Origin of the sequence: Hafnia paralvei (assembly GCF_020150375.1) — a bacterium.
Lineage (GTDB): Bacteria > Pseudomonadota > Gammaproteobacteria > Enterobacterales > Enterobacteriaceae > Hafnia > Hafnia paralvei.
In genome coordinates, this window is the sequence record NZ_CP083737.1 from 216224 (window position 1) to 239386 (window position 23163).

The 23163-nt window shown below is 49.5% G+C and carries 18 protein-coding genes; 11 read left to right on the forward strand and 7 right to left on the reverse strand.

Translation table 11 applies throughout. The annotated features are described in order from the left end of the window. Positions 1 to 133: 133 nt before the first annotated feature. From K9N75_RS01020 to K9N75_RS01040, 5 genes are all read left to right on the forward strand, one after another. Positions 134 to 2464: a zinc/cadmium/mercury/lead-transporting ATPase gene (locus K9N75_RS01020; RefSeq protein ID WP_224452133.1), complete on the forward strand. Its 2331-nt coding sequence runs from the start codon at positions 134 to 136 to the stop codon at positions 2462 to 2464. A 190-nt stretch (positions 2465 to 2654) separates the two neighbouring features. After that, entirely contained in the window at positions 2655 to 3674 is a 1020-nt protein-coding gene (locus K9N75_RS01025; RefSeq protein WP_130976038.1) for a hypothetical protein, read from the forward strand. Further along, positions 3674 to 4816, forward strand: a complete 1143-nt coding sequence (locus tag K9N75_RS01030; protein WP_008815875.1) for a BamA/TamA family outer membrane protein — start codon at positions 3674 to 3676, stop codon at positions 4814 to 4816. The genes K9N75_RS01025 and K9N75_RS01030 overlap by 1 nt, the downstream gene beginning before the upstream one ends. Next, on the forward strand, positions 4810 to 5949 hold the full coding sequence (locus tag K9N75_RS01035; protein WP_082019210.1) for a DUF4056 domain-containing protein: 1140 nt from the start codon (positions 4810 to 4812) through the stop codon (positions 5947 to 5949). The genes K9N75_RS01030 and K9N75_RS01035 overlap by 7 nt, the downstream gene beginning before the upstream one ends. 170 nt (positions 5950 to 6119) lie before the next feature. Further along, positions 6120 to 6986 (forward strand): carboxylate/amino acid/amine transporter, encoded by an 867-nt coding sequence (locus K9N75_RS01040; protein WP_224452134.1) that lies wholly within the window; start codon positions 6120 to 6122, stop codon positions 6984 to 6986. Here K9N75_RS01040 and metR read toward each other — a convergent pair. Next, the gene (gene metR, locus K9N75_RS01045; RefSeq protein WP_004089354.1) at positions 6898 to 7905 is read right to left on the reverse strand and encodes an HTH-type transcriptional regulator MetR; all 1008 of its coding nucleotides are present in this window, start codon (positions 7903 to 7905) and stop codon (positions 6898 to 6900) included. The two genes, K9N75_RS01040 and metR, sit on opposite strands and share 89 nt — an antisense overlap. 271 nt (positions 7906 to 8176) lie before the next feature. Between metR and metE the strand changes: the two genes are divergently transcribed. Continuing rightward, positions 8177 to 10453: a 5-methyltetrahydropteroyltriglutamate--homocysteine S-methyltransferase gene (gene metE, locus K9N75_RS01050; RefSeq protein WP_008815879.1), complete on the forward strand. Its 2277-nt coding sequence runs from the start codon at positions 8177 to 8179 to the stop codon at positions 10451 to 10453. A 264-nt stretch (positions 10454 to 10717) separates the two neighbouring features. Then, positions 10718 to 11572 (forward strand): AraC family transcriptional regulator, encoded by an 855-nt coding sequence (locus tag K9N75_RS01055; RefSeq protein WP_008815880.1) that lies wholly within the window; start codon positions 10718 to 10720, stop codon positions 11570 to 11572. Between the two features lie 13 nt (positions 11573 to 11585). Here the strand turns inward: K9N75_RS01055 and K9N75_RS01060 are convergent, their stop codons facing one another. The 5 genes from K9N75_RS01060 to K9N75_RS01080 form a co-directional block, all read right to left on the reverse strand. Next, positions 11586 to 11930, reverse strand: a complete 345-nt coding sequence (locus K9N75_RS01060) for a PTS fructose-like transporter subunit IIB (protein WP_008815881.1) — start codon at positions 11928 to 11930, stop codon at positions 11586 to 11588. Between the two features lie 25 nt (positions 11931 to 11955). Next, entirely contained in the window at positions 11956 to 12843 is an 888-nt protein-coding gene (locus tag K9N75_RS01065; protein ID WP_061059330.1) for a [formate-C-acetyltransferase]-activating enzyme, read from the reverse strand. Further along, entirely contained in the window at positions 12809 to 15106 is a 2298-nt protein-coding gene (locus tag K9N75_RS01070; protein ID WP_224452135.1) for a formate C-acetyltransferase, read from the reverse strand. The genes K9N75_RS01065 and K9N75_RS01070 overlap by 35 nt, the downstream gene beginning before the upstream one ends. 68 nt (positions 15107 to 15174) lie before the next feature. Then, a complete protein-coding gene (locus K9N75_RS01075; RefSeq protein ID WP_004089362.1) occupies positions 15175 to 15495 on the reverse strand; it encodes a PTS fructose-like transporter subunit IIB in 321 nt (106 codons plus the stop codon). Positions 15496 to 15516: 21 nt separating this feature from the next. Beyond that, a complete protein-coding gene (locus K9N75_RS01080) occupies positions 15517 to 16599 on the reverse strand; it encodes a PTS fructose transporter subunit EIIC (protein WP_039189755.1) in 1083 nt (360 codons plus the stop codon). Positions 16600 to 16927: 328 nt separating this feature from the next. Between K9N75_RS01080 and ptsP the strand changes: the two genes are divergently transcribed. Then, positions 16928 to 19429, forward strand: a complete 2502-nt coding sequence (gene ptsP / locus K9N75_RS01085; RefSeq protein ID WP_224452136.1) for a phosphoenolpyruvate--protein phosphotransferase — start codon at positions 16928 to 16930, stop codon at positions 19427 to 19429. Positions 19430 to 19445: 16 nt separating this feature from the next. Beyond that, positions 19446 to 20108: a fructose-6-phosphate aldolase gene (fsa, locus tag K9N75_RS01090; protein ID WP_008815886.1), complete on the forward strand. Its 663-nt coding sequence runs from the start codon at positions 19446 to 19448 to the stop codon at positions 20106 to 20108. A gap of 75 nt (positions 20109 to 20183) precedes the next feature. Here the strand turns inward: fsa and udp are convergent, their stop codons facing one another. Beyond that, positions 20184 to 20945, reverse strand: a complete 762-nt coding sequence (udp, locus tag K9N75_RS01095) for a uridine phosphorylase (protein ID WP_004089366.1) — start codon at positions 20943 to 20945, stop codon at positions 20184 to 20186. 338 nt (positions 20946 to 21283) lie between these two features. Here udp and K9N75_RS01100 point away from each other — a divergent pair, with 338 nt between their 5' ends. Beyond that, positions 21284 to 22120: a dienelactone hydrolase family protein gene (locus K9N75_RS01100; RefSeq protein ID WP_008815887.1), complete on the forward strand. Its 837-nt coding sequence runs from the start codon at positions 21284 to 21286 to the stop codon at positions 22118 to 22120. A gap of 127 nt (positions 22121 to 22247) precedes the next feature. Then, positions 22248 to 23033, forward strand: coding sequence for a tyrosine-protein phosphatase (locus K9N75_RS01105; protein ID WP_039189738.1), 786 nt, complete (start codon positions 22248 to 22250; stop codon positions 23031 to 23033). Positions 23034 to 23163: the final 130 nt, after the last annotated feature.

A 23163-nucleotide genomic window follows, 5' to 3' on the forward strand; every position in this document is an offset into this window, starting at 1 on the left:
TTTCCGGAATATGCAAAACAAGAATTTATCTCATTTAAACCCTTGACTCTGGAGTCGACTCCAAGGTGTAGACTTCCCTAAAATCTTAGAAATCCATCTTCATCCGTTAGCGGATAACACCACGGAGGTCAGCATGTCTGAACACATTCATCACTCCCATGAGCCGAATCATGCTCACGGACACTCTTCATGTGGCTGCAGCCATAGCCATAGCAAAACGCAGCACGGCTGTTGCTCGACAGCTCATGAGCATCAGGATACACAAACCGATTCGGCAGGATCCAAATCGGGTGGGGACAGTTGCTGTAGCAGCGGTCATTGCCATGACAATGATGATGAGGATGAACACCCCTCAGGTTCCTCTCTAACTCCACCTCCTGCTGGCAGCCAACGTTTTAGCTGGAAAGTTCGTGGGATGGACTGCCCAAGCTGCGCTAAGAAAATAGAAACCGCGGTGAGCGGGATCCCCGGCGTTAATCATGCCGCCGTGTTATTTGCCACAGAAAAACTGGTGGTCGATGCGGGTCATGACGTCAGTAAAAAAGTGCAGACTGCGGTTGAAAACGCGGGCTTCGTTCTCCTCGGCGTGAATGGCACGACGCCACCGCCAGAAAATAGCTTTTGGAAAGAATACGGCCTGCTGATCTCTTTGGTTGTTTTGATGATAGTCAGCTATGGCATTGAACAGTTTAGTCCAGCATTAGGGCGTATTGCTTTTATTGCGACTACTTTGGTGGGGTTAGCGCCAGTGGTACGCCAAGCGTGGAAACTCACTCGTAGCGGCACGCCATTTGCGATCGAAACGCTCATGAGTATTGCCGCGGTTGGTGCTCTATTTATTGGCGCGACCGAAGAAGCAGCCATGGTATTGCTGCTGTTTATGATCGGTGAGCTATTAGAGTCTTATGCAGCTAACCGTGCACGCAAGGGCGTGAGTGCGTTAATGGCTCTGGTGCCCGAAGAAGCCATCGTGATTGAAAACGGCCAGCGTAAAACGGTCGCTGTCTCTTCGCTATTGCCAGGACAGATAATTGAAGTTGCGCCGGGCGCGCGTATGCCAGCGGACGCAGAGCTACTGGCTGATGGAGTGAGCTTTGACGAAAGTGCGTTAACCGGTGAATCCGTCCCCGTGGAGCGCCAAAGCGGTGAGAAAGTTGCGGCGGGTTCTCTGGTGGTCGATCGTGTTTGCCAGCTACGGGTGGTGTCGGAGCCGGGCAATAACGCGATTGACCGTATTTTACAATTGATCGAAGAAGCTGATGAACGGCGTGCGCCTATTGAGCGTTTTCTGGATCGCTTTAGCCGCTATTACACGCCAGCGATCATGCTGTTCTCGCTACTGGTGATTGTGGTTCCACCGCTCTTTTTTGCTCAGTCGTGGGATACGTGGATCTATCGTGGTTTAACTATGCTGTTGATTGGTTGCCCTTGTGCGTTAGTTATTTCTACTCCGGCAGCGATCACCTCTGGTTTAGCTGCCGCAACACGCCGTGGAGCCTTGATTAAAGGTGGCGCAGCGCTGGAACAGCTAGGGCGAGTCACTACGATTGCGTTTGATAAAACCGGAACGCTGACGCAGGGGACTCCGCAGGTCACTGACGTGGTGGCTCTGGGCAACGTGGATTCAGTGCGAGTTCTCACGCTTGCAGCCGCGGTGGAAGTGGGTTCTCATCATCCGTTGGCGCAGGCTATCGTGCGCAAAGTGACTGAACAGAAGTTAGGGCAACTGACGGCAGATGAACGCCAAGCTAAGGCGGGTATTGGCGTCGAAGGCTATATCAACGGTGAACTGATTCAGGTAATGGCACCTTCTAAGCTGGCGCAAAATGCGTTATCAGAAGCGGCGTTAGCGCAGGTGCATGATTTGGAAAGTGCAGGGAAAACGGTAGTCGTAGTGGTTCAAGCTCAGTTGCCGGTTGGCCTGATCGCATTAAGCGATACGCTACGTGCTGATGCGGTAGAGGCTATTGCGCAGCTTAAACGCATGGGGATCAGTGGCGTTATGCTTACAGGCGATAACCCACGCGCCGCGGCGGCGATTGCCAGCCAGCTCGGTATTGATTTTCGTGCAAGCTTACTGCCTGCTGATAAAGTCGAAGCCGTTACCGCATTAAGCCGAAAAGCAGACACGGCAATGGTGGGAGACGGCATTAATGATGCGCCAGCGATGAAAGCGGCCAGCATTGGGATAGCCATGGGCAGTGGCTCGGATGTCGCCTTAGAAACCGCCGATGCGGCGTTGACGCATAACCGCCTAACGGGATTGCCTGAGATTATTGCTCTGTCGCGTGCGACTCATGCCAATATCCGGCAAAATATCACTATTGCGCTGGGGCTGAAGGCCATCTTTATGGTGACGAGTCTATTAGGACTTACCGGTTTGTGGTTAGCGGTTCTGGCTGATTCTGGTGCTACCGCATTGGTAACTGCTAATGCTTTAAGATTATTAAGAAAGACGAAGTAGTTACATAACCACATGTAAAATAGTAAAAATTAATCGCGACTAAGAGGCATCTTAGTCGCGATTCGCATTTTATGACGCGCTAAATACCCATAGTTTGCTGGTATACTCGCGCGGTTTCTGCTCGTAATTATTCGTTTTACACACATATTCGAGTTTTCAATTCATATTTCAAATAAAAGCTAAACCTAAAATGAAGAATTCAACTCTGCTCGCGCTGATCCCAGTGGCGATGATGTCCTCTTTTGCCTTTGCTGATTTGCCAGAGTCTGATGATGCCACTCAAGCCATGATCGATCAGGCTGCCGCACCTAAGTTTCTCTTGCCGCAACAGAATGTGAGTGGAGAAAGTACTGTCTCTGCAACAGCAACAAAACAGGGCAAGAAAAAAGCTATTTCGTCAGCGTCCTCATCCTATTTGCCTTTCTGGGGCGATGAGGCTAGAGCTCTGGGTTACGAATTGCCGGAGCCTTTTGGCATCGGTGTAAATTATATGAATATGCGGCAAAATATTGTCGTGGACAGCATCAAGCTGACTGGGTTGCCGCTAAATCTTGATAAGTTATTAAATATTGGTGTCGGCCATACTAGAGAGAAAAGTAAAACAGAATCAGTGAAGTTGGATGCTTGGATCCTGCCATTCTTAAATATTTATGGGTTAGTCGGTCATACCAAAGGAACTTCAAGCACTAAAATCACTAGCGTAAAGTTAGGGTCATTCCCCATTAAAGTGCCTGCCGGAACGAGTTTTGATCTTGATTTTAAAGGAACTACATACGGCGGTGGTGCGACGCTAGTGGGCGGGTATAACAACTGGTTTAGCGCTATTGATGCAAACTATACTGAAACTCGCTTTGATATTCTGGATGGGAGCATCTCTGCATTTACCCTCACGCCTCGTCTGGGCTACCGCTTTACCACGCCAGGGATAGACATGTTGAATCTTGCTCCGGGTAAGTTAAATGCTTGGATTGGTTCAATGTACCAAGATGTCCAGCAAGAGTTCAGAGGTAACCTTAGCGATCTGAATTTACCAAGCTCTTTGACGGCTCTGGCAAAAAATGGCCGCTTTGACGTCAAACAGCATCTGCAATCGCCGTGGAATGTTTTGCTCGGGGCGCAGTATGAAATTACTCGTAATTTCAATCTGATCACTGAGTTTGGCTTTGCCGAACGTAACAGTTTCTTTGTTTCCGGTGAGTATCGCTTTTAATGCGAGGTATAGCAGGGCTTTGTCTGGTGAGCTGCCTCAGTATATCGACCTTGGTTCAGGCGGGGGATCTCCTGCCTTCGCGCCAACAAGTTGATGGCTGGTTGGTGGGGTTAGGCGCAGATAACCAGTTCGATTCTAGTAAAGGTATCGACTGGGGCGTCATGCCGGGGCCCTTCTATACACCAGAGTTAGGCCTTGGCGTTGGTGTAGCCGTTGTTGGGATGTACCGACCTGACGAAACCGATCACGTTAGCCAAAACTCCACGCTTTCGCTTAGCGGATTTGCCAGCTCTACGGGTGCCTTTGGCATAGGTCTGGATAATTATAGTTTTTTTGCCGACGATGCTTGGCGCTTCTACTTGAGCGGTGCTCTCAATGATATGCCTACCTACTATTGGGGCTCAGGATTCAGTGCTGGCCGCAATGACAGCGACAAACAGAAATATACTTCTCAGGAGTTCAGTGCTAAACCCGATCTTTTGTATCGCATTGCGGCGAATACCTATTTAGGTGTTGGCTGGTCTTTCTCTTCGGTACATGCGGCTTCAATTCAGGATAAAGACAAAGGCACTTTGGAACGCGAAAAAGCGGGAACTTCGGTGCTCAGTTCAGGCGCTAGCGCGACGTTTACTTACGACACCCGTGATTTTGTCGCTAATCCACGGCACGGACAGTTGGTGAATATCACCTACACTCATTACGCGCCAGAGCTGGGCAGTGATACCCGTTTTGATGAGCTGGATAGTCGTTATGCCCTATACCATGCACTGGATGAAGATAATGTTCTGGCGTGGGAAGTCGATGGCCGCTTTACGCAAGGTGATGTGCCGTGGAATATGTTGCCGCTTTTGGGAAGTAATAATCGTATGCGTGGCTATTATGAAGGGCGCTATCGCGATAGAAACGTGGTGAGTACTCAAGTTGAATATCGACGTAAGCTCGACTGGCGCAATGGTGTTGTCGGCTGGCTGGGTACGGGTACCATGGGGCCAAGAGCCAGCGATTTAGGGCAAAGTCGCTGGCTGCCTTCAGTGGGCGTAGGCTATCGTTTTGAATTCAAACCACGCATGAATGTACGGCTTGATCTGGGTGTTGGTAAGGGAAGTACCGGATTTTATTTTCAGGTAGGGGAAGCATTTTGAACGTTGTAAAATATGGACTCATTACCGGCATCTTGCTGTCATCTTCCTGCTTCTCTCAAATTAAGCTGCCTATTGTGCCAGATTTATCCACCTCTCCGCTTCAGCAGGCAACGCGCGCATGGCCGACGGTTGAAATGCTTTCTGCTCCGGATGGTTTGCGGCCATGTTGTGCGTTTGGCTATAACCTAAAGGCGCAGGCATTAGGTATTCCTGTACCGCTTTACCAGCTAAATAATGTGGTTGAAGCTGATGGATTGGGTGAGCATCATTATAACGATAGCTTATTGGGTGCCGTCGCTAATCTAATGGGTATCAGCAGCGAGCAAGACGGTTTGCTCTATACCGCTCATGGTGGGTTTATCGATATCGCACATGTGCGTGATACGGCAGATATGACGCTCTTTCTGTTCAGCCAGATTTGGCCACGGTTGGGGCAAGAGCAAACGATCGTGCTAAGCGAAGAACTCGCACAGCGCCATATCCAGTTGTTTGCATTCACTCCACCGCAAAATGAAGCCGAGCGATTTACGCTGGCGGCCTATCTTTCAAGCTATTTGGCATTTCAGGTTGCCGCGTGGCATGAAATTGCTCAATGGTATGGTTTCGAGTCTGTTCCCGGATTTTCAGAAGGAATTTCGGCATTTTCGCCAGAAGATCTCTACTCCAATTTGTTAGGGGCACGTTTGGCCGCGTCGCTCATTTTGCAGGGACATTCGAGTTCGGTTGAGCAATTTAATCTGTCTATGCAGGCCATTTTGCCCGCAGCATTGCATCAGTTAGGGGCAGTATCGGCCAAAGATACGCGTTTTCAATTCGACATGCTGGATGGCAACTGGTGGGATAGCCACCGTGCTGTGCCGGAGAAGTTTTTGGTATTAAAGCGCAACTATCTGACTGACGACGATCGCATCCCGACGCCGATACCGAGTGAATCCACCGCATCGCTACGTTTACGGCTTCCTGCCGAATGGGCAGGCTTTCAGATGAAAGATCTCGGTGAATTACGTCTCTTGTCAGGCCGCTCAATGAAGCAACTCCCTAAGCCTGACGAATATTACACGTTCCGCGATTTTCCCGCGCTTGCATTGCATGCGAGAGCCGAGGATGCAGGGCAATTGGCAGAAATGAAGTAAGGGATATCTACCTGCCATACTTCAAATTGTGGAGAGTGCTGCACTCATTTACCCCAGCCACTTCAAATTGTTTGGTTGATTATACGTCACTTGTAAACCGACTTCGTCCAACATTGCTCGTCATCCTTCAGTAGAATTGCCCTCTAAATCGGCAATGGACGAAAAACTTCGTGATTCTATTACTTCTCACCACGGTGTTGTGGGCATTTTCATTCAGCTTGATTGGTGTTTACCTTGCCGGTCAGGTTGATGGGTGGTTCGCGGTATTGGTGCGTGTCGCGTTAGCTGCGTTGGTATTCTTACCTTTCCTACGTTTTCGCGGCGTGCAGGCTAAACAGGCGCTGCTGTATATGGCGCTCGGAGCCTGTCAGTTAGGCGTGATGTACCTGTTTTATTATCAGTCTTTCCTGTACCTGTCGGTGCCAGAAGTTCTGCTGTTCACCATCATGACGCCGATTTATGTCACGTTGATTTACGATCTTATGCAAGGAAATCGTCTGCGCTGGGGATACTTATTTAGCGCGTTGCTCGCTGTTTTAGGAGCTTTGATTATCCGCTATAACCCTTTGAGCCCGCAGTTTTTACTGGGGTTTAGTCTGATTCAGGGAGCAAATATTTGCTTTGCAATTGGGCAGGTTGGCTACAAACGCTTGATGGAAATCAGCCCGATGCCACAGCGTAATGCGTTTTCATGGTTTTACTTGGGCGCGCTATGCATTGCCCTGCCGGCATGGCTGATATTTGGGCATCATCAAATGATGCCAACGACCAGTTTGCAGTGGGGGATCCTGATTTGGCTTGGCATTGGCGCTTCAGGCATGGGTTATTTCATGTGGAACTATGGTGCCACTCAGGTGGATGCTGGAACCTTAGCCATCATGAACAATGTGCTCATTCCGGCAGGGCTGCTGGTTAATCTGGCGATTTGGCAGCAGCACCCTGACTGGATCAGGCTGATTGCTGGTGGCGCGGTGATCGCGCTTTCGCTATGGGTGCATCGGCGCTGGATTGTTCGTCGTGAGGAGACAGACCGTTAGCAATTTTACTGTGATAGATTTCCGCGTCGCGTACGAAGGGCAGATGTTCGCAGGCATGGCGGCGCGCCGAATGGATAAAGGCTTCTGTCACGGGCTGGTTTTGTTCCCCATCGCGAACCGCAGAGTACAAACGACTCCATAGCCCTTCCCCCAGCGGCTTAGTGACTACTAAGCCCTGACGCTCCACATTTTCCACGACCCAATGCGGTAATGCAGCAATACCCATGTGTGCGGCAACCATCTGAATCAGCAGCAAGGTGTTATCCACGCTTTTCAGCGCTGGGGTAATGCCAGCCGGTTGCAGAAAATGTCTCCATACGTCTAGGCGCTGACGCTGTACCGGATAAATCAACAAGGTTTCCTCTGCCAGATCCTGCGGCGTGATTTCAGCTTTATTCGCCAGAGGGTGATCCGGTGCGAGTACTAGACGTACTTCATAATCAAACATCGGCGTGTAGTGCAAATGACTGCGCGGCAAAATATCGGACGTCATTACTAAATCCAATTCACCCTGTTGCAATGCGGGCTGAGGATCGAAGGTCACGCCGGAGTGAAAATCGACGGATACGTCTGGCCAATGTTCGCGAAATTTATCTAGCGCTGGTGTGAGCCATTGGATACAGCTATGACATTCGATCGCTATACGCAGAGCGCTTTGATGGGGTTCGTTACAGGCTTTTAAGGCTTGCTGGATCTGTGGTAGCACCTGCTCCGCTAATCTCAACATGATCTCACCCTGCACGGTAAAACGTAGCGGCTGGCTTTTTCTCACAAATAAGCGATAGCCCAGACGTTCCTCTAAATCACTGAACTGATGAGAAAGGGCTGACTGTGTTTGATGCAGCTGTGCTGCGGCTGCAGCTAAAGAGCCTGTATTCCTCAGTGCTTGCAGCGTCCTTAAGTGTTTCAGTTCGATCATGAGAGTCTTTCACCTTGAGTGTGAATAATTTGCGCTTGTTCGATACACAGTACCTGTGGATTATGGATGTGTAAACATCTAGATGGCTATATCCTTCATAATTAAAGTTGCTGATGTGTTGACCCTGTTTGTTCACCCTAATGACATCACTGTCTATCCACTTAGGGAGCCGCTCACGTGTCACCTTTCTTCAACCCAGATTATCTAGAGTATAACCATAATAATTCAGACGCCGAGCGCGGTTAGATCGGGTCATAATGAGGTAACAATAATGAGCGTAATCAATCACACTTTAGGTTTCCCGCGTGTCGGCCTGCGTCGCGAACTGAAAAAAGCACAAGAAAGCTATTGGGCGGGCAATATCTCTCAAAACGAATTATTGGCCGTAGGTAAAGAGCTGCGTGCACGTCATTGGCAGCAACAGCAAGACGCGGGCGTTGATTTATTACCGGTGGGTGATTTCGCGTGGTACGACCATGTACTGACAACCAGCCTGCTGCTGGGGAATGTGCCAGCACGTCATCAAAATGCTGACGGCTCGATTGATTTAGATACGTTATTCCGTATCGGCCGTGGTCGTGCACCAACCGGCGAGCCGGCCGCCGCTGCCGAAATGACCAAATGGTTTAACACTAACTACCACTACATGGTGCCTGAGTTCACGCAGGGTCAGAGTTTCTCTTTGGGCTGGCAACAGTTGCTGGAAGAAGTTGATGAGGCGTTAGCGCTGGGTCATAACGTAAAACCTGTACTGCTTGGCCCCGTAACCTATCTCTGGCTCGGCAAAGTGAAAGGTGCCCAGTTTGATCGACTGGAACTCTTGAAGGATATTCTGCCGGTTTATCAACAGGTGCTAAAAGCGTTGGCCGAGCGCGGCATTGAGTGGGTACAAATCGATGAGCCTGCGCTGGTTCTGGAACTTCCTCAGGAGTGGCTGGATGCGTATCAACCCGCTTATCAGGCGTTGGCTGGGCAGGTAAAACTGCTGCTGACGACCTATTTTGAAGGTATCAGCCATAACCTAGACATAATCCGTGCGTTGCCGGTTCAAGGGCTGCACGTAGATGCGGTACATGGCAACGATGATTTATCGGTATTGCACAACACGCTACCGCAAGAGTGGGTACTGTCCATCGGTGCGATTAACGGTCGTAATGTATGGCGTGCTGATGTCGGCCAGTGGTTCGAGCGCATTCAGCCGTTGGTGTCCCAACGCCAAATCTGGATCGGTTCTTCTTGTTCACTGCTGCATAGCCCAATCGACCTGAATGTTGAAACGCGCTTGGATGCAGAGGTAAAAAGCTGGTTTGCTTTCGCATTACAAAAATGCGCAGAGTTGGCACTGTTGACGAAAGCGGTCAACGATCCGACAGCAGAAAATCTACAGTCGCTGACCGATTACAGCGCGCCGATTCGCGCTCGTCGTAGTTCAACCCGTGTACACAATGCGCAGGTAGAGAAGCGTCTGGCGGCAATTACCGCTCGTGACAGTGCGCGTAATCAACCTTATGAAGAACGAGCGAAAGCTCAGCGCGCGCGCTTTAATCTGCCAGCATGGCCAACGACAACCATCGGCTCATTCCCACAGACGACCGAAATTCGTGGGCTTCGTCTCGACTTCAAACAGGGGCGTGTGGATGGTAATAACTATCGCACAGGGATCAGCGAGCACATTAAACAGGCTATCTCTGAACAGGAGCGTCTTGGCCTAGATGTGTTGGTCCACGGTGAAGCAGAGCGTAATGATATGGTGGAATACTTTGGTGAACACCTCGATGGCTTTGTATTTACCCAAAACGGTTGGGTACAGAGCTATGGTTCTCGCTGTGTAAAACCACCGGTCATTATTGGTGATATCAGTCGCCCAGAGGCGATCACCGTCGAATGGGCTAAATATGCTCAGTCACTGACAGACAAACCGGTAAAAGGCATGCTGACAGGGCCTGTCACTATTCTGTGTTGGTCATTCCCTCGTGAAGACGTGACACGTGAAATCATCGCTAAGCAGATCGCCTTAGCGTTGCGCGATGAGGTGGAAGATTTGGAAAAAGCCGGTATTGGCATCATTCAGATTGATGAACCTGCCTTACGTGAGGGCTTACCGCTGCGTCGCTCGGATTGGCAGGCATATTTGGAATGGGCGGTTGATGCATTCCGCTTAAATGCCGCTGTGGCTCAAGATGACACTCAAATCCATACTCATATGTGTTATTGCGAGTTCAATGACATTATGGATTCTATTGCGGCACTGGATGCGGATGTAATCACTATCGAGACCTCTCGTTCGGATATGGATCTGTTGGAAGCATTTAAAGAGTTCGAATATCCCAATGAAATTGGCCCTGGCGTCTATGACATTCACTCGCCAAACGTACCAAGCGTAGAATGGATTGAGGACTTGCTGCGTAAAGCTGCGCAAAACATTCCTGCGGAGCGTCTGTGGGTTAACCCTGACTGCGGTTTGAAAACACGCGCATGGCCTGAAACTCGTCAGTCACTGGCGAATATGGTGAAAGCAGCGCAGCGACTGCGTGAACTAGAAGCGTAATCAATACGTTTCTTGGCTATAAACCAACGGCTACTGGATTTCCAGTAGCCGTTTTGTGTATTTAAAGGAAAGGTCAGCGGTGAGAGAAATAGTCTGTGATATTCTTTTAAGCCGTTAGCTCGATATTTATACCCACGATGCTTGCCGCGTGACTCGGCTTTGCCTCGCCCCGCTGGGGCCAGCGCAAGCGCTGTTCAAAAGGCTAAATCCTTCTTGTGTTGCAATGGCAATTATTGGGGTATATCACCAAAGGGTTTGGATCTCATGAGAGAAATTACACATGCGTTAACGTTATGGCTACAGCAGCCGGATCGGCAGGGGCAGGTGTATTTTGCAGGGAATCAGCAACCCGCGCCTGAACTTGCATATCAGGTGAATTTCCCTCGTTTGGAGCTCGTGCTGGAAGGCCAGCAGAAAATGAAATGGGAAGATGTGCAGGAAGGCGCTGCTGAGCATATTCTTCAGGCCGGTGATGCTTTGTTTGTTCCAGCGGGTGGTTGGAATAGCCCCGCATGGAAGATGCCGGTGACCACGCTTAGTATTTTATTTGGTAAGCAGCAGTTAGGGTTCAGTCTGTTGAGCTGGGATGGCGAGCAATACCAAGATCTTGGCAAACAAAATGTAGCGCGTCGTGGCCCGCGGGTTGGGTCATTTTTGCTTCAGGCGCTAAATGAACTGACATGGAATCAGCGGGACCAGAGCACAGCATGTTTTATCGTGAAAAGCCTGATCAGCCATTGCTTGGATTTACTCGGGAGTCAGGTGCAGACGGCTTCCCGCAGTCAGGCTCTGTTTGATGCGGTACGTGAACATCTTGATGAGTTTTACCGTGAACCACTGACGCGTGAATCTGTGGCGCAGGCGTTTTATATATCACCGAATTACCTTTCTCATCTGTTTCAGAAAGCAGGAGGGATCGGTTTTAATGAATACCTGAACTACACGCGGCTGGAACAGGCAAAACACTTGCTTAAACGTTATGACATGAAGGTAAAAGAGGTCGCACACGCCTGTGGTTTTGTTGATAGTAACTATTTTTGTAGACTGTTTCGCAAAACCACCGAACGATCGCCTTCTGAATATCGTCGCCAGTATCGAAGCCAACTGCTAGATAAGTAGCTAATCGACAGTTTTAGCTGATGTCAATGTGAGTATCCTGCGGGGATGTGATGATTTTTTTCACAGCAGAGAGCGTTTTCTCTGGAAGACGCAGGAATGTGCTGATGCTGCTGTGCACACAGCGGCAGTGAGCAAAACGCTCCGCGCCTTCTAGCTCAATATCGGCAATGAGTAACACAACGTCAGCCGAGCGAATATCATGTTCTGTCAGTGCGTTTTCGATGCCGAGTGCGCCTTGAGTTTCGATTTTCACTTGCCATTTTTCGTGCTGGCAGATTTTCTCTAACCTCTCTGCGGCCATATAGGTATGAGCAACACCGCTAATGCAGCCTGTCACTGCCACCAGTTTTATTGTCATCTCTGTCTCCTTGTCCGCATATGACTTATCCGCCAGTTATAACATGATAGCCTGCATTTATAGCCAGTTGTCGTATGAGTTCAACATCCCGTTCGCTCGGTGTTGCAACATTTTTCATCGCATAAGGTCGATTTAAGAGCTGATACTTAGACTCGCCAAACTGATGGAAAGGCAATAAATGTATTTCCGGCAGATTGAACGGAGCCAAGAAGTCGAGAATTGCATGAAAATTGTTGTGCTCCAGCGTGTAACCGGGAATGAGTGGTACACGCGGTATCACTGGTATTCCTGCTGCAATAAGGCGAGCGAAGTTTTTTAAAACCCGTGGCTGATGCATATTCAGCACATTTTTTGCCTGTTCCGTATCCATTATTTTGAGATCGAAAAGCACTAAATCACATCGTTGAGCCACTTTGAGCAGCATTTCTTCATTGGCGTCGCCAGCGGTTTCTATCGCGGTATTTATTCCAAGCTCTTTAAGGCGGGTAAGAAACTGTAGTGCAAAGGGAGCCTGCATAAGTACCTCGCCGCCCGACAGGGTGACTCCTCCCCCAGATGTGCGGAAAAAAACGTCGTCTTTGAGCACTTCCTTAAGCAGATTCTCTAATGAAATATCACGGCCAATACGCTCCATTGCCGTGGCCGGACATTCATCCGCATTGTTAAGGCAAGGCTGGCAGTGCAAGCATTTTGCTTCTCGGCGCACGGTGTGAATGCGGCTCGACATTGATTCGGGGTTCGCACACCACGGACAGGTATGCGGACATCCCTTGAAAAAGACGACGGTGCGGATCCCGCCTCCGTCGTTGAGCGAATAGCGCTGTATATTAAAAATCCGCGCCATGTTGTCTGACAAGCGCCCAGCAGATATCGGCTTACTAGAGCTGATGTGCCGTACGGCGAATGATGTCATCCTGAATTTCCTTTGAAAGCTCGACAAAGAAAGCACTGTAGCCAGCAACACGAACGACAAGCCCAGCATAGTCTTGTGGCTTCGCCTGAGCTGCTCGCAATGTTTCAGCATTTACAACGTTAAATTGGATATGCTGAAGCTTGAGTTTGGTAAAGGCGCCAAGAAAATCAGCCAGCTTGTTGAGGCCGGATTGCCCTTCAAGCGTAGACGGCGTGAATTTGACGTTCAGCAGTGTACCGTTAGAAAGTAGGTAGTTATCCAGCTTGCTGACCGATTTAAGTACTGCCGTCGGCCCTTGAGCATCTTGACCAAGCATGGGGGATAATCCGCCGTCGGCCAGTTGTTCCCCTGCGTAGCGTCCGTCGGGCGTCGCGCCCACGACGGCACCCAGTGGGACATGTGCTGAAACCGTATAAGACCCCGGTGTGAACTGGCCTCCGCGTGGGTTGCGATAGGTTTCTACTTCCTTGCAATAAAAGCGCAGCAGGTCGGCGCTAATGTTATCTACGACGTCGATGTCATTGCCGTATTTTTCAAAACGGTTGATAAGGCGAGCGCGAATTTGCTCACCTTCAGGGGTGGCGAAGTTGGCCTTTAGCGTTGCGATAAGTTCATCAAAACTGAGCCTCTGTTGATCAAAAACGATCCTTTTCAACGCATGCAGTGAGTCGCTGAGGTTAGCGATGCCAATTCCTTGTACGCCAGAGAAGTTGTAGCGTGCGCCGCCTTCAGTAATGTCTTTGCCGTTATGGAGGCAGTCACTGATAAAAGAGGAAAGTAAAGGAACAGGAGCCCAATCGCGGTGGCCAATATCACAGATGTTGCTACCCTGTGCCATTAGCTTCACGTAATGACAAATCTTATGGCGGATTTGTTCTAGCAGATCGTCATAGCTAAGATTGGCGTTACCTTCATTCTCAAGTAGAACGATCTCCATCACCTTAAGTAGGTTAAACATGGCGATGTCATGTAAACCGTAGGTTTTGCCGGGGATAGACAGTTCTACGCAGCCAACCACAGAATAGTCGCGCGCATCTTCCAGAGAAACTCCGCGGTTCAAAAATGCCGGTACGACGACTTCATCATTGAATATCTGTGGGATCCCCGTACCAATACGGATGGTTTCAGCCGTTTTTAAGAGGAAAGGCCGGTCGATCAATTCATTAACGCGTACGCCGAGATTTGGTTGCGGTAGTTGGGTATTTTGGTAGGCGTCCAAACATAAAAACGACAGCGGGTTAACGGCGCTGCGGCCGGTTTCGGTAAGCCCCCCTAACAAGATAGTATAACCCGTAGGGAATCCGGCGAAGTAGCGTGCACTGGAGGTTGAACGAAGTAAGACGATATCGTTGCACTTGATCCATAGCGACTCTAAAAGCTCTTGTAAAAACTGCGGCTCCTCTCCTTGCTGTAGCGATGTCTGATAAAACGGCAACATGTATTGATCGAAACGTCCTAGCGAGAGCGAGCTGGCGTTCGATTCATACTGAAGAATGATGTTCATGTACCAAAACAACTGGCAGGCTTGATAGAAGCCTCGTGGTCGTTCAGTGGCAATAGTTCGAGATATCTCTGCAATGTTTGCCAACTCTTCCCTACGCAGTGCATCTGAGCAGGCGAAGCTCATCTCCTGTGCCAACGCGCTATAGCGCAGAATATGGCGCTGTGAGGCCTCGAGCAGTAAAAGGGCTGCCTGATAGAACGCATTATCTGGATGCTGAGCGGTAAGCGATCGCATCTCACCCACTAACTGACCAAGACCATTTTTAAGCAGACGTGGGTAATCAATGATGATATGCCCCTGACCTTTGTCGGTCTGGTTGATGCTGAAAATCTGCGTTTTAACGGCCGTTTTGACTTCATCGGTCATCTGTTCATTGATGAAATCTTTCATGGAGCGCTTTTCCCAATATGGGAATAGCTGCTCACGATATATCTGCTTATCCTCGTTGGAGATCTCAAAGCGATCTTGTGGGCGCGTCGGGAACTGCTCCAACTCCTTTAGCAACCAATAAGGATCCATCTCAGGAGAAACGATCCCCGCTCGTGGCTTAACGGTGCGATTGCCTGCGATAAGTTCATCAGCTCGAATCGAAATCTCGACGTGATCGAGTATGTGAGCGGTCGCTTTAGCGCGGCGTAAAATGGTTGGCTCACCTTCGGTCTGCTGGTGGCTGACGGTATAGAGCAGGGCGCGTTCCAGAGAAATTTCTCTTGGATTTGCAAACATCGCGGCTTTAAGGCGTTCGATACGAGCGGTCATAATGGACTCCGATTCGAGAATTCAGCGCAGTAATCGAGAGCAGCGGTGATGCCACTCTCGTTGGGCAATCAGGCAGTTTGTGAAAGATGCGACTCAATTTTTCCCATAATGACATCAGCGCGTTTTACCGCATCGCTGATGTTGACGCGTACGATGGTTTTGCCTTGGAATCTTTCCTCAAATTTGATGCCGATGTCTTTGGTTAAGATCACCATATCCGCAGATGCCACGTCTTCAGCTGTTAATTCGTTTTCTAGTCCGATTGAACCTTGAGTCTCTACTTTGCATTCCCAGCCTTTGGCAAGCGCTGCACGTTCTAAGGCTTCAGCGGCCATGTAAGTATGGGCAACACCGGATGGGCAAGCGGTCACAGCAATAATTTTGGTCATAATGATGTCCTCAAAGCAGAATTAATTGATTTCAAAATCTAGGTCTAAATCGTCTTCTTTGGTTTCTGTTTTCTTAGCCTGCTTTTTAGCGGCCAGGCTTTTTAACACGTTGACGCAAAGGGCTGTGACGACCATGCCTACGGCTAATGCCACGATATAACCGAGCTTGCCTTCCACGACGGGCAGAACGATAAGTCCTCCCCAGCCTGCATAGCATTGAGCACCTAATAGTGCAGCGGTTACCGCGCCACAGGCAGAGCCGAGCATAATGGACGGAATTACGCGCAGAGGGTCAGCGGCGGCAAAAGGTATCGCACCTTCTGTAACCCCTACGCAGCCCATTAGCAATGCCGCTTTGCCCGCTTCTTTCTCTTCGGCGTTGTAATATTTGCGACCAATCAGAGTGGCGAAACCTAGCCCAAGAGGTGGCACAGCAATCGCTACGGCGGCAATGGCTACCACGCTATACACCCCTTGAGCGACGCAGATGAGCATAAATGCATAGGCAACTTTGTTGACGGGGCCGCCCATATCAAAGGCCAGCATTAACCCCATGATGATCGCCAACACCACAATGCTCCCTTGCTGCATGCCTTGCAGCCAATGCGTGAGGCTAGAAGTGAGAGCGCCTACTGGTTCGCCCAATCCCCACATCATGATCCCCGCGGTCAGCAGCGTGCCGATGATTGGGATAACAAAAATAGGCATGACGGAACGCAGGATCTTGGGAACAGGTATCTTCTTGAGATAGAAAACAATGATGCCGCCGATAATGCCGGCGATGATTGCTCCAAAAAAACCTGCGCCAAATGAGTTGCCTACCCAAGCGCCAATTGCACAGGGCGCTAACGCAGAGCGATCAGCAATTGAATAACCGATATAGGCTGCAAGAAAAGGCACCATCAGCGTTAAGCCGGCAACGCCGATATCAAACAGCTTTTTCAGATTGGGATCGGTTGCTGCATTCGGTACCGCACCTTGACCGTACAGCATGACGGAAACGGCAAGCAATATACCGCCGGCTACCACGAAAGGAATCATATGTGATACGCCAGTCATCAAGTGCTGGCGGGTATTTTTGAGTATCTGAACCAACTCTTTCATAGCGTTCTCCAGTGCATGGACTTTGTTTGCCGCGGTAGGGGCATGACAGGAAATAGGTTTCCACAATAGGCAATCTGGCGTAAGGCAGACAGTGGAGAAAATTGACATTTACTGGATATTTGTACGGTATGTGGAAAAATGCGATCGGGCGCAAAATTGTCGATGATAGATACATATTTCCCATCATAATTTGGGATGTGAGCATCATCGCACTTTTGGCTTATGATTACATTTGTCCAGTGTTTGGCATTTTTGTCCCATAGCCGCATAGGGGAGACCGCTTTTATCCTGTTAGCCATCATCCAGTTTTGGTTCAGGAGAACGCGTCATGCCGCAAGTGCTGAAATTTACCTGTGATTTACCGAACGGTGTCCATGCCCGTCCCGCCAGTCATATTGAAACCTTATGCAACCAATTCACTGCGCGTATTGAGTGGTTCAACTTGCGTACAGGTAGGCAAGGGGATGCTAAAAGCGCCTTATCTTTAATTGGTACGGATACACTGCAGGGCGATGAATGCCATATCAGTATTGAGGGTGTTGATGCCGAACAGGCTTTTTTACGTATTTCTACCTTTATCAAAGATGAATTTCCTCATTGTGATGCCCCTTTGCCACAGAGTTCGGAAAGCCAAGAAGAAGCATTGCCGCAGTCACTGACTCATCTAAACCCTAACGTTATTCGTGCTCGCTCGGTGTGCGGTGGAATTGCTCAGGGGATTTTATTGCGCCTATCTACCATGGATTTGAAGCATCTTGGTGAACTGCCCGCGTCGCGCGGTGTGGAAGAAGAGCAGGGGGCGTTGGATTTGGGTTTAAGCCGTTTGCTGAAGTCTTTGGATCTGCAACTGTTGGATGATAACGGTACGACGAGCGCGGTGTTGGAAGCGCATCGCTCTTTGCTCAGCGATCACTCATTACGTGCTCAGATTTTAGAGCAGATAGTAAAAGGCGCTAGCTGTGCGCAGGCTATCGTCGCGGCTGAAGAGCATTTCTGCCAGCAGTTTTCCTCATCGGCGAGTGAGTATCTACGCGAACGGGCACTTGACGTTCGTGATGTCTGTTTTCAGCTATTACAGCAAATTTATGGTAGTCAGCGATTCCCTTCTCAGACCGCGTTGCAACAAAGCTCAATCTGTATGGCTGATGAGTTAACGCCAAGTCAGTTTTTAGAACTGGATAAATCACTGCTGAAAGGATTGCTGCTGAGCAACGGTGGCAGCACTTCACATACGGTGATTTTGGCGCGTTCATTCAATATTCCGACGCTGGTGGGCGTGGATGCAGAGGCTCTTGCTGCGTATGTTGGTCAGGAGGTGCAAATTGATGGGGATTTGGGACTGGTTGCTGTCGATATGTCGCCTGAAGTGCAGCGTTATTATCAGCTTGAGGCACAGGTTCAGCAGCGCATCCGTGAGCAGCAGAGAGCATATCTCTCCACGCAGGGGCGCAGCGCAGATGGGGTCCGTTTGGAAGTTGCCGCAAATATTGCCCACTCCATTGAAGCCGCACCGGCATTTAGTAACGGGGCTGAGTCGGTAGGGTTATTCCGCACTGAAATGCTGTATATGGATCGTGCTCATGCACCATCAGAAAACGAGCTTTACAATATTTATTGTCAGGCACTTGAGGGCGCTGAGGGGCGTAGCATTATTGTGCGTACCATGGATATTGGCGGGGATAAGCCCGTTGAGTATCTCAAAATTCCCGCAGAAAATAACCCTTTTCTCGGATATCGCGCGGTACGGATCTATCAGGAATTTATCTCTCTTTTTCATACCCAGCTACGCTCAATATTACGTGCGTCGGCGCATGGCTCTCTGAAGATCATGATTCCGATGATCTCTTCGATGGAGGAGATCTTGTGGGTTAAAGATCAACTTGCCGAAGTGAAGCAAAAGCTCCGTACCGAACAGATCCCTTTCGATGAAAAGATCCCGTTGGGCATCATGCTGGAAGTACCATCGGTGATGTTTATTATCGACCAATGCTGTGAAGAGATTGATTTCTTTAGCATCGGCAGCAATGACCTGACGCAATATCTGCTCGCCGTTGACCGTGATAACGCTAAGGTCACCAAGCATTACAACAGCCTCAATCCTGCGTTCTTACGAGCGTTAGATCACGCGGTGCGCGAAGTACATCGGCAGGGGAAATGGATTGGGCTGTGCGGAGAGTTAGGTGCCAAAGGCTCGGTGCTGCCGTTGTTACTTGGACTGGGGCTGGATGAAATCAGCATGAGTGCTCCTTCTATTCCAGCGACAAAAGCGCGGCTTGCACAGTTGGACAGCCGCGAATGCCGCTTGTTATTAAATCGTGCTATGGCTTGCCGGACTTCTTTAGAAGTGGAGCACTTACTGGCTCAATTCCGCATGACGCAGCAGGATGCTCCGCTGATTAGCGCTAACTGTATTTCACTCAATAATGATTGGCGCAGTAAAGAAGAGGTCATTAAAGGAATGACCGATAATCTTTTGCTCTCAGGGCGCTGTCGCTACCCGCGTAAGCTTGAAGCTGACTTATGGGCGAGAGAGGCCGTATTTTCCACCGGGCTCGGTTTTGGTTTTGCGATTCCCCACACTAAATCTGAACACATTGAGCAATCTACGATCAGCGTTGCGCGATTGCCGCAGCCAGTCATCTGGGGAGATGAAGAGGCTCAATACATCATTATGTTAACCCTAAACAAACATGCCGCTGGGGATCAGCATATGCGCATCTTCTCTCGCTTGGCGCGTCGCATCATGCATGAGGAGTTTCGTTCCGCGCTGGTTGGCGCTAGTGATGCCAGCGATGTGGCTAACTTACTGGCTCGTGAGCTAGACATTTAATTTAAGGAAACAGGTTATGGAACTCTATTTAGACACGTCAGATATCGCGGAAGTAGCACGCTTAGCCCGTATTTTTCCTCTGCAAGGGGTAACAACTAACCCCAGTATTATCGCAAAAGGTGGGCAGCCCGTTTGGGATGTCTTACCACAGCTGCGTGATGCGCTTGGCGGCAGCGGAATTTTGTTTGCACAGGTCATGGGACGTAATGCTGAACAGATGGTTACAGAGGCTAAACAGCTGACGGAGCGGGTATCTGGGCTGGTGGTGAAAATTCCGGTAACGCCCGAAGGATTAGCGGCGATCAAACAGTTAAAAGCGTTAGGTATCCCAACGTTAGGCACCGCTGTTTACAGTGCGGCACAAGGGTTATTGGCTGCACTCGCGGGGGCAGACTATGTTGCACCTTATGTGAATCGCATTGATGCCCAAGGTGGTGATGGGATTAAAACAGTGCAAGAACTTCAGTCATTGCTGGAAATGCATGCTCCACACGCGAAGGTGCTGGCAGCTAGCTTTAAAACGCCGCGTCAGGCATTAGATTGTCTGCTGGTGGGCTGTGAAGCGATAACGTTGCCGTTGGATGTTGCTCAGCAATTCTTGGCGTCACCAGCCGTGGATGCGGCGGTTGTTAAATTTGAGCAGGATTGGCAGGGGGCGTTTGGTTCTCTCTGTTTATAGCTGTCTTGAGAACTACCATGGAAAAGGGAGGCATAAGCCTCCCTTTTGATATTGAGCGTTGCCTGAATCGAACGATTACAGCAGACGACGTGCTGCTTCTACCACGATTTTCACCGCGTGAGATTCGGTTTTCTTCATAGTTTCTGCGTTTGGAATTTCTTGCTGCGTGCGGTTAACAATAACGCCTGCAACCATACCTGCGCGCAGACCTTGGCTTGCACACATGGTAAGCAGAGTCGCTGACTCCATCTCGAAGTTCATCACGCCCATTTCCTGCCACTCTTTCATAGAGCCTTTGAAACGGCTAACGACGCGGCCAGAGAAGGTGTCATAACGTTCTTGACCTGGGTAGAAGGTGTCAGAAGATGCGGTTACGCCAATGTGAGTCGTTGCGCCAACCGCTTTAGCAGCATCAACCAGTGCGGTCGTACAGGTAAAGTCGGCAACGGCAGGGAATTCCATTGGTGCGAAGTGCAGACTAGCACCGTCTAAACGTACAGAACCCGTAGTGACCAATACATCACCCACGTTGATGTGCGGCTGAATTGCACCAGTGGTGCCGACACGCAGGAAGGTACGAATGCCTAGCTGCGCCAGTTCTTCAACGGCGATAGAGGTTGATGGACCACCGATACCGGTTGAGCAAACGATGACAGATTTACCGTCTAGCTCTGCGCGCCAAGAAGTGAATTCACGATGTGAGGCCAATTTGACTGGGTTATCCATCAAATTAGCAATTTTTTCTACACGCTCAGGGTCACCAGGGACGATAGCCAAGGTTGCGCCTTTCAGATCGCTTTTTACTAGGCCGAGGTGGAAAACATCAGAATTAGACATACGGACTCCTCTGTCATTGCTATAAGTTGTTAAGGAGGAACAAAAACGCACTCTACTGAAATTCATCAGTGAAATGCGTGACTCAAATCACTAGATATGAAGAAACAATAACAAGAACGACAAATAATTGTGATTAAAATCACACAATATGGCGAGTTAGCGGTTTTTTTCACCGCTCACAGTGTGACATGTACACTTTATCTTCGCTAGTTGGGAGCACGCTTGTGGGTGATAACGTGTTGTTTAGTGCTTCCGAGTGATTGTTTGATTCTCATGCAAACAAATTATTGCTATTTATACTTAACATTCTTGCAATATATTCAGACAGGGAGTTTTACATGAAGACCGAAGATCTTATTACGTTGATAACCTCACCGTCATCGTTCTCCCCCGCCGCTGGCACTATCGCTTCTACCTCGATCCATACCGATAGTGAAGGTTTGCATGCAGGATTCACTACCATCCCATCTCAGGGAGACGATCTCCCAGCATATTTAGCCAAGCCTTTGCACGCAGAAGGGCCATTGCCCGTTGTATTGGTGGTGCAGGAGATCTTTGGTGTGCATGAGCATATTCAAGATATTTGCCGTCGTCTGGCAAAACAGGGCTATTTGGCGATTGCCCCAGAGCTTTATTTCCGTCAAGGGGAGGCCAGTGACTACACTGATATTCCCTCGTTGTTTCAACATCTGGTCAGCAAAGTACCTGATAAACAGGTTTTGGGGGACTTAGATCATGCAGCTCACTGGGCCACTCGCCATGGTGGTGATGCGAGCCGCTTGTTTATCACCGGCTTTTGCTGGGGTGGACGTATTACTTGGCTTTATGCTGCGCACAATCCTCAACTTAAAGCGGGGGTTGCATGGTATGGTCGCATGGTGGGCGATAAAACTTTAACGTCGCCAAAGCATCCCGTTGATGTTGCCGCTGAGCTTAGTGCGCCGATGTTAGGCTTGTACGGTGGTCTGGATGATAGCATTCCGCAAGAAACGGTAGAGACGATGCGACAGTCTTTGCGAGCAGCCAATGCAATCGCAGAAATTATCGTCTATCCAGAGGCTGGGCATGCATTTAATGCGGATTATCGCGCGAGTTATAACGCTGAAGCAGCCAACGATGGTTGGCAGCGTATGCTAGCGTGGTTTGCCACCTATGGTGGAAATAAGGTGGAATAACGTCTAACCGTGACTCATTTTGTTGGTGCGATTGCATGCTCATAAGGATTCGGTGCGATGCGGTTTTACCGCTTTTCACTGAATCTGATAAGGTGGGAGCGATAACCTAAAATAATAAGAGGTCATGATGACAGCCACTATTTTTTTGCATCCCTCCCTTGCCCCCTTGGAAGGTGGCGTTAACTTTCGCGATATGGGCGGTTATCTCGCTGCCGATGGCCGTCGAGTTAAGCGTGGTAGATTGTTCCGATCAGGGGCGTTAGATCGCCTAACGGATAAGGATTTAAGCTACCTGCAAGAGGTACCTATCAAAAATATCCTCGACTATCGCGATGCCGACGAGGTGTCTACCAAGCCAGATGTGCTTTGGGATGCGGTACGCTATATCAATTTGCCTGCTAATCCACTGAGTACCGAAGTTAACGCTAATCTGGAGAAACTCACTAGCGAAGCGCTAGAGTCTTTCGACGCCAATGCTTTTATGTTGGAGCTCTACCGTCGCCTACCTTTTAGCAATCACGCTTACCAACTGTTAAGCACCCTGTTACAGAGCGGTGAAGAAGGCGCCATCGTGCAGCATTGCGCAGTCGGTAAGGATAGAACCGGCGTTGGTTCAGCACTGGTACTGTTTGCCTTAGGCGCCGACGAAGCAACGGTGATGGAAGATTATCTTTTAACTGAAACCACGCTAGCGCCATTCCGTAGCCAAATGCTGGATTACCTGTCTGTTAAACTGAATGAAAAGGCGCTGGGGCAGTTTTCGTATGTCCTGTCTGCTCGCGAAGAGTTTTTGGTCACGGCGTTGGATGCGATCAAAGCCAGATACAGCACAATCGATAGTTGGCTAGAGCAGGAATATGGCCTAAATATGCAGGTGAGATCACAACTTCAGCAACAGTTCCTAGAGCCGTAACTCCCCGATATTTCATGAAAGTGGAGTCGATGGGCTCCACTCAATCCACTTTTCATACCGCTTACTGAGCCAAAACACCGCTTAATCAAATTCAATCCCTTCCCCAAATAGCCCTCAAGTATGTTAACGC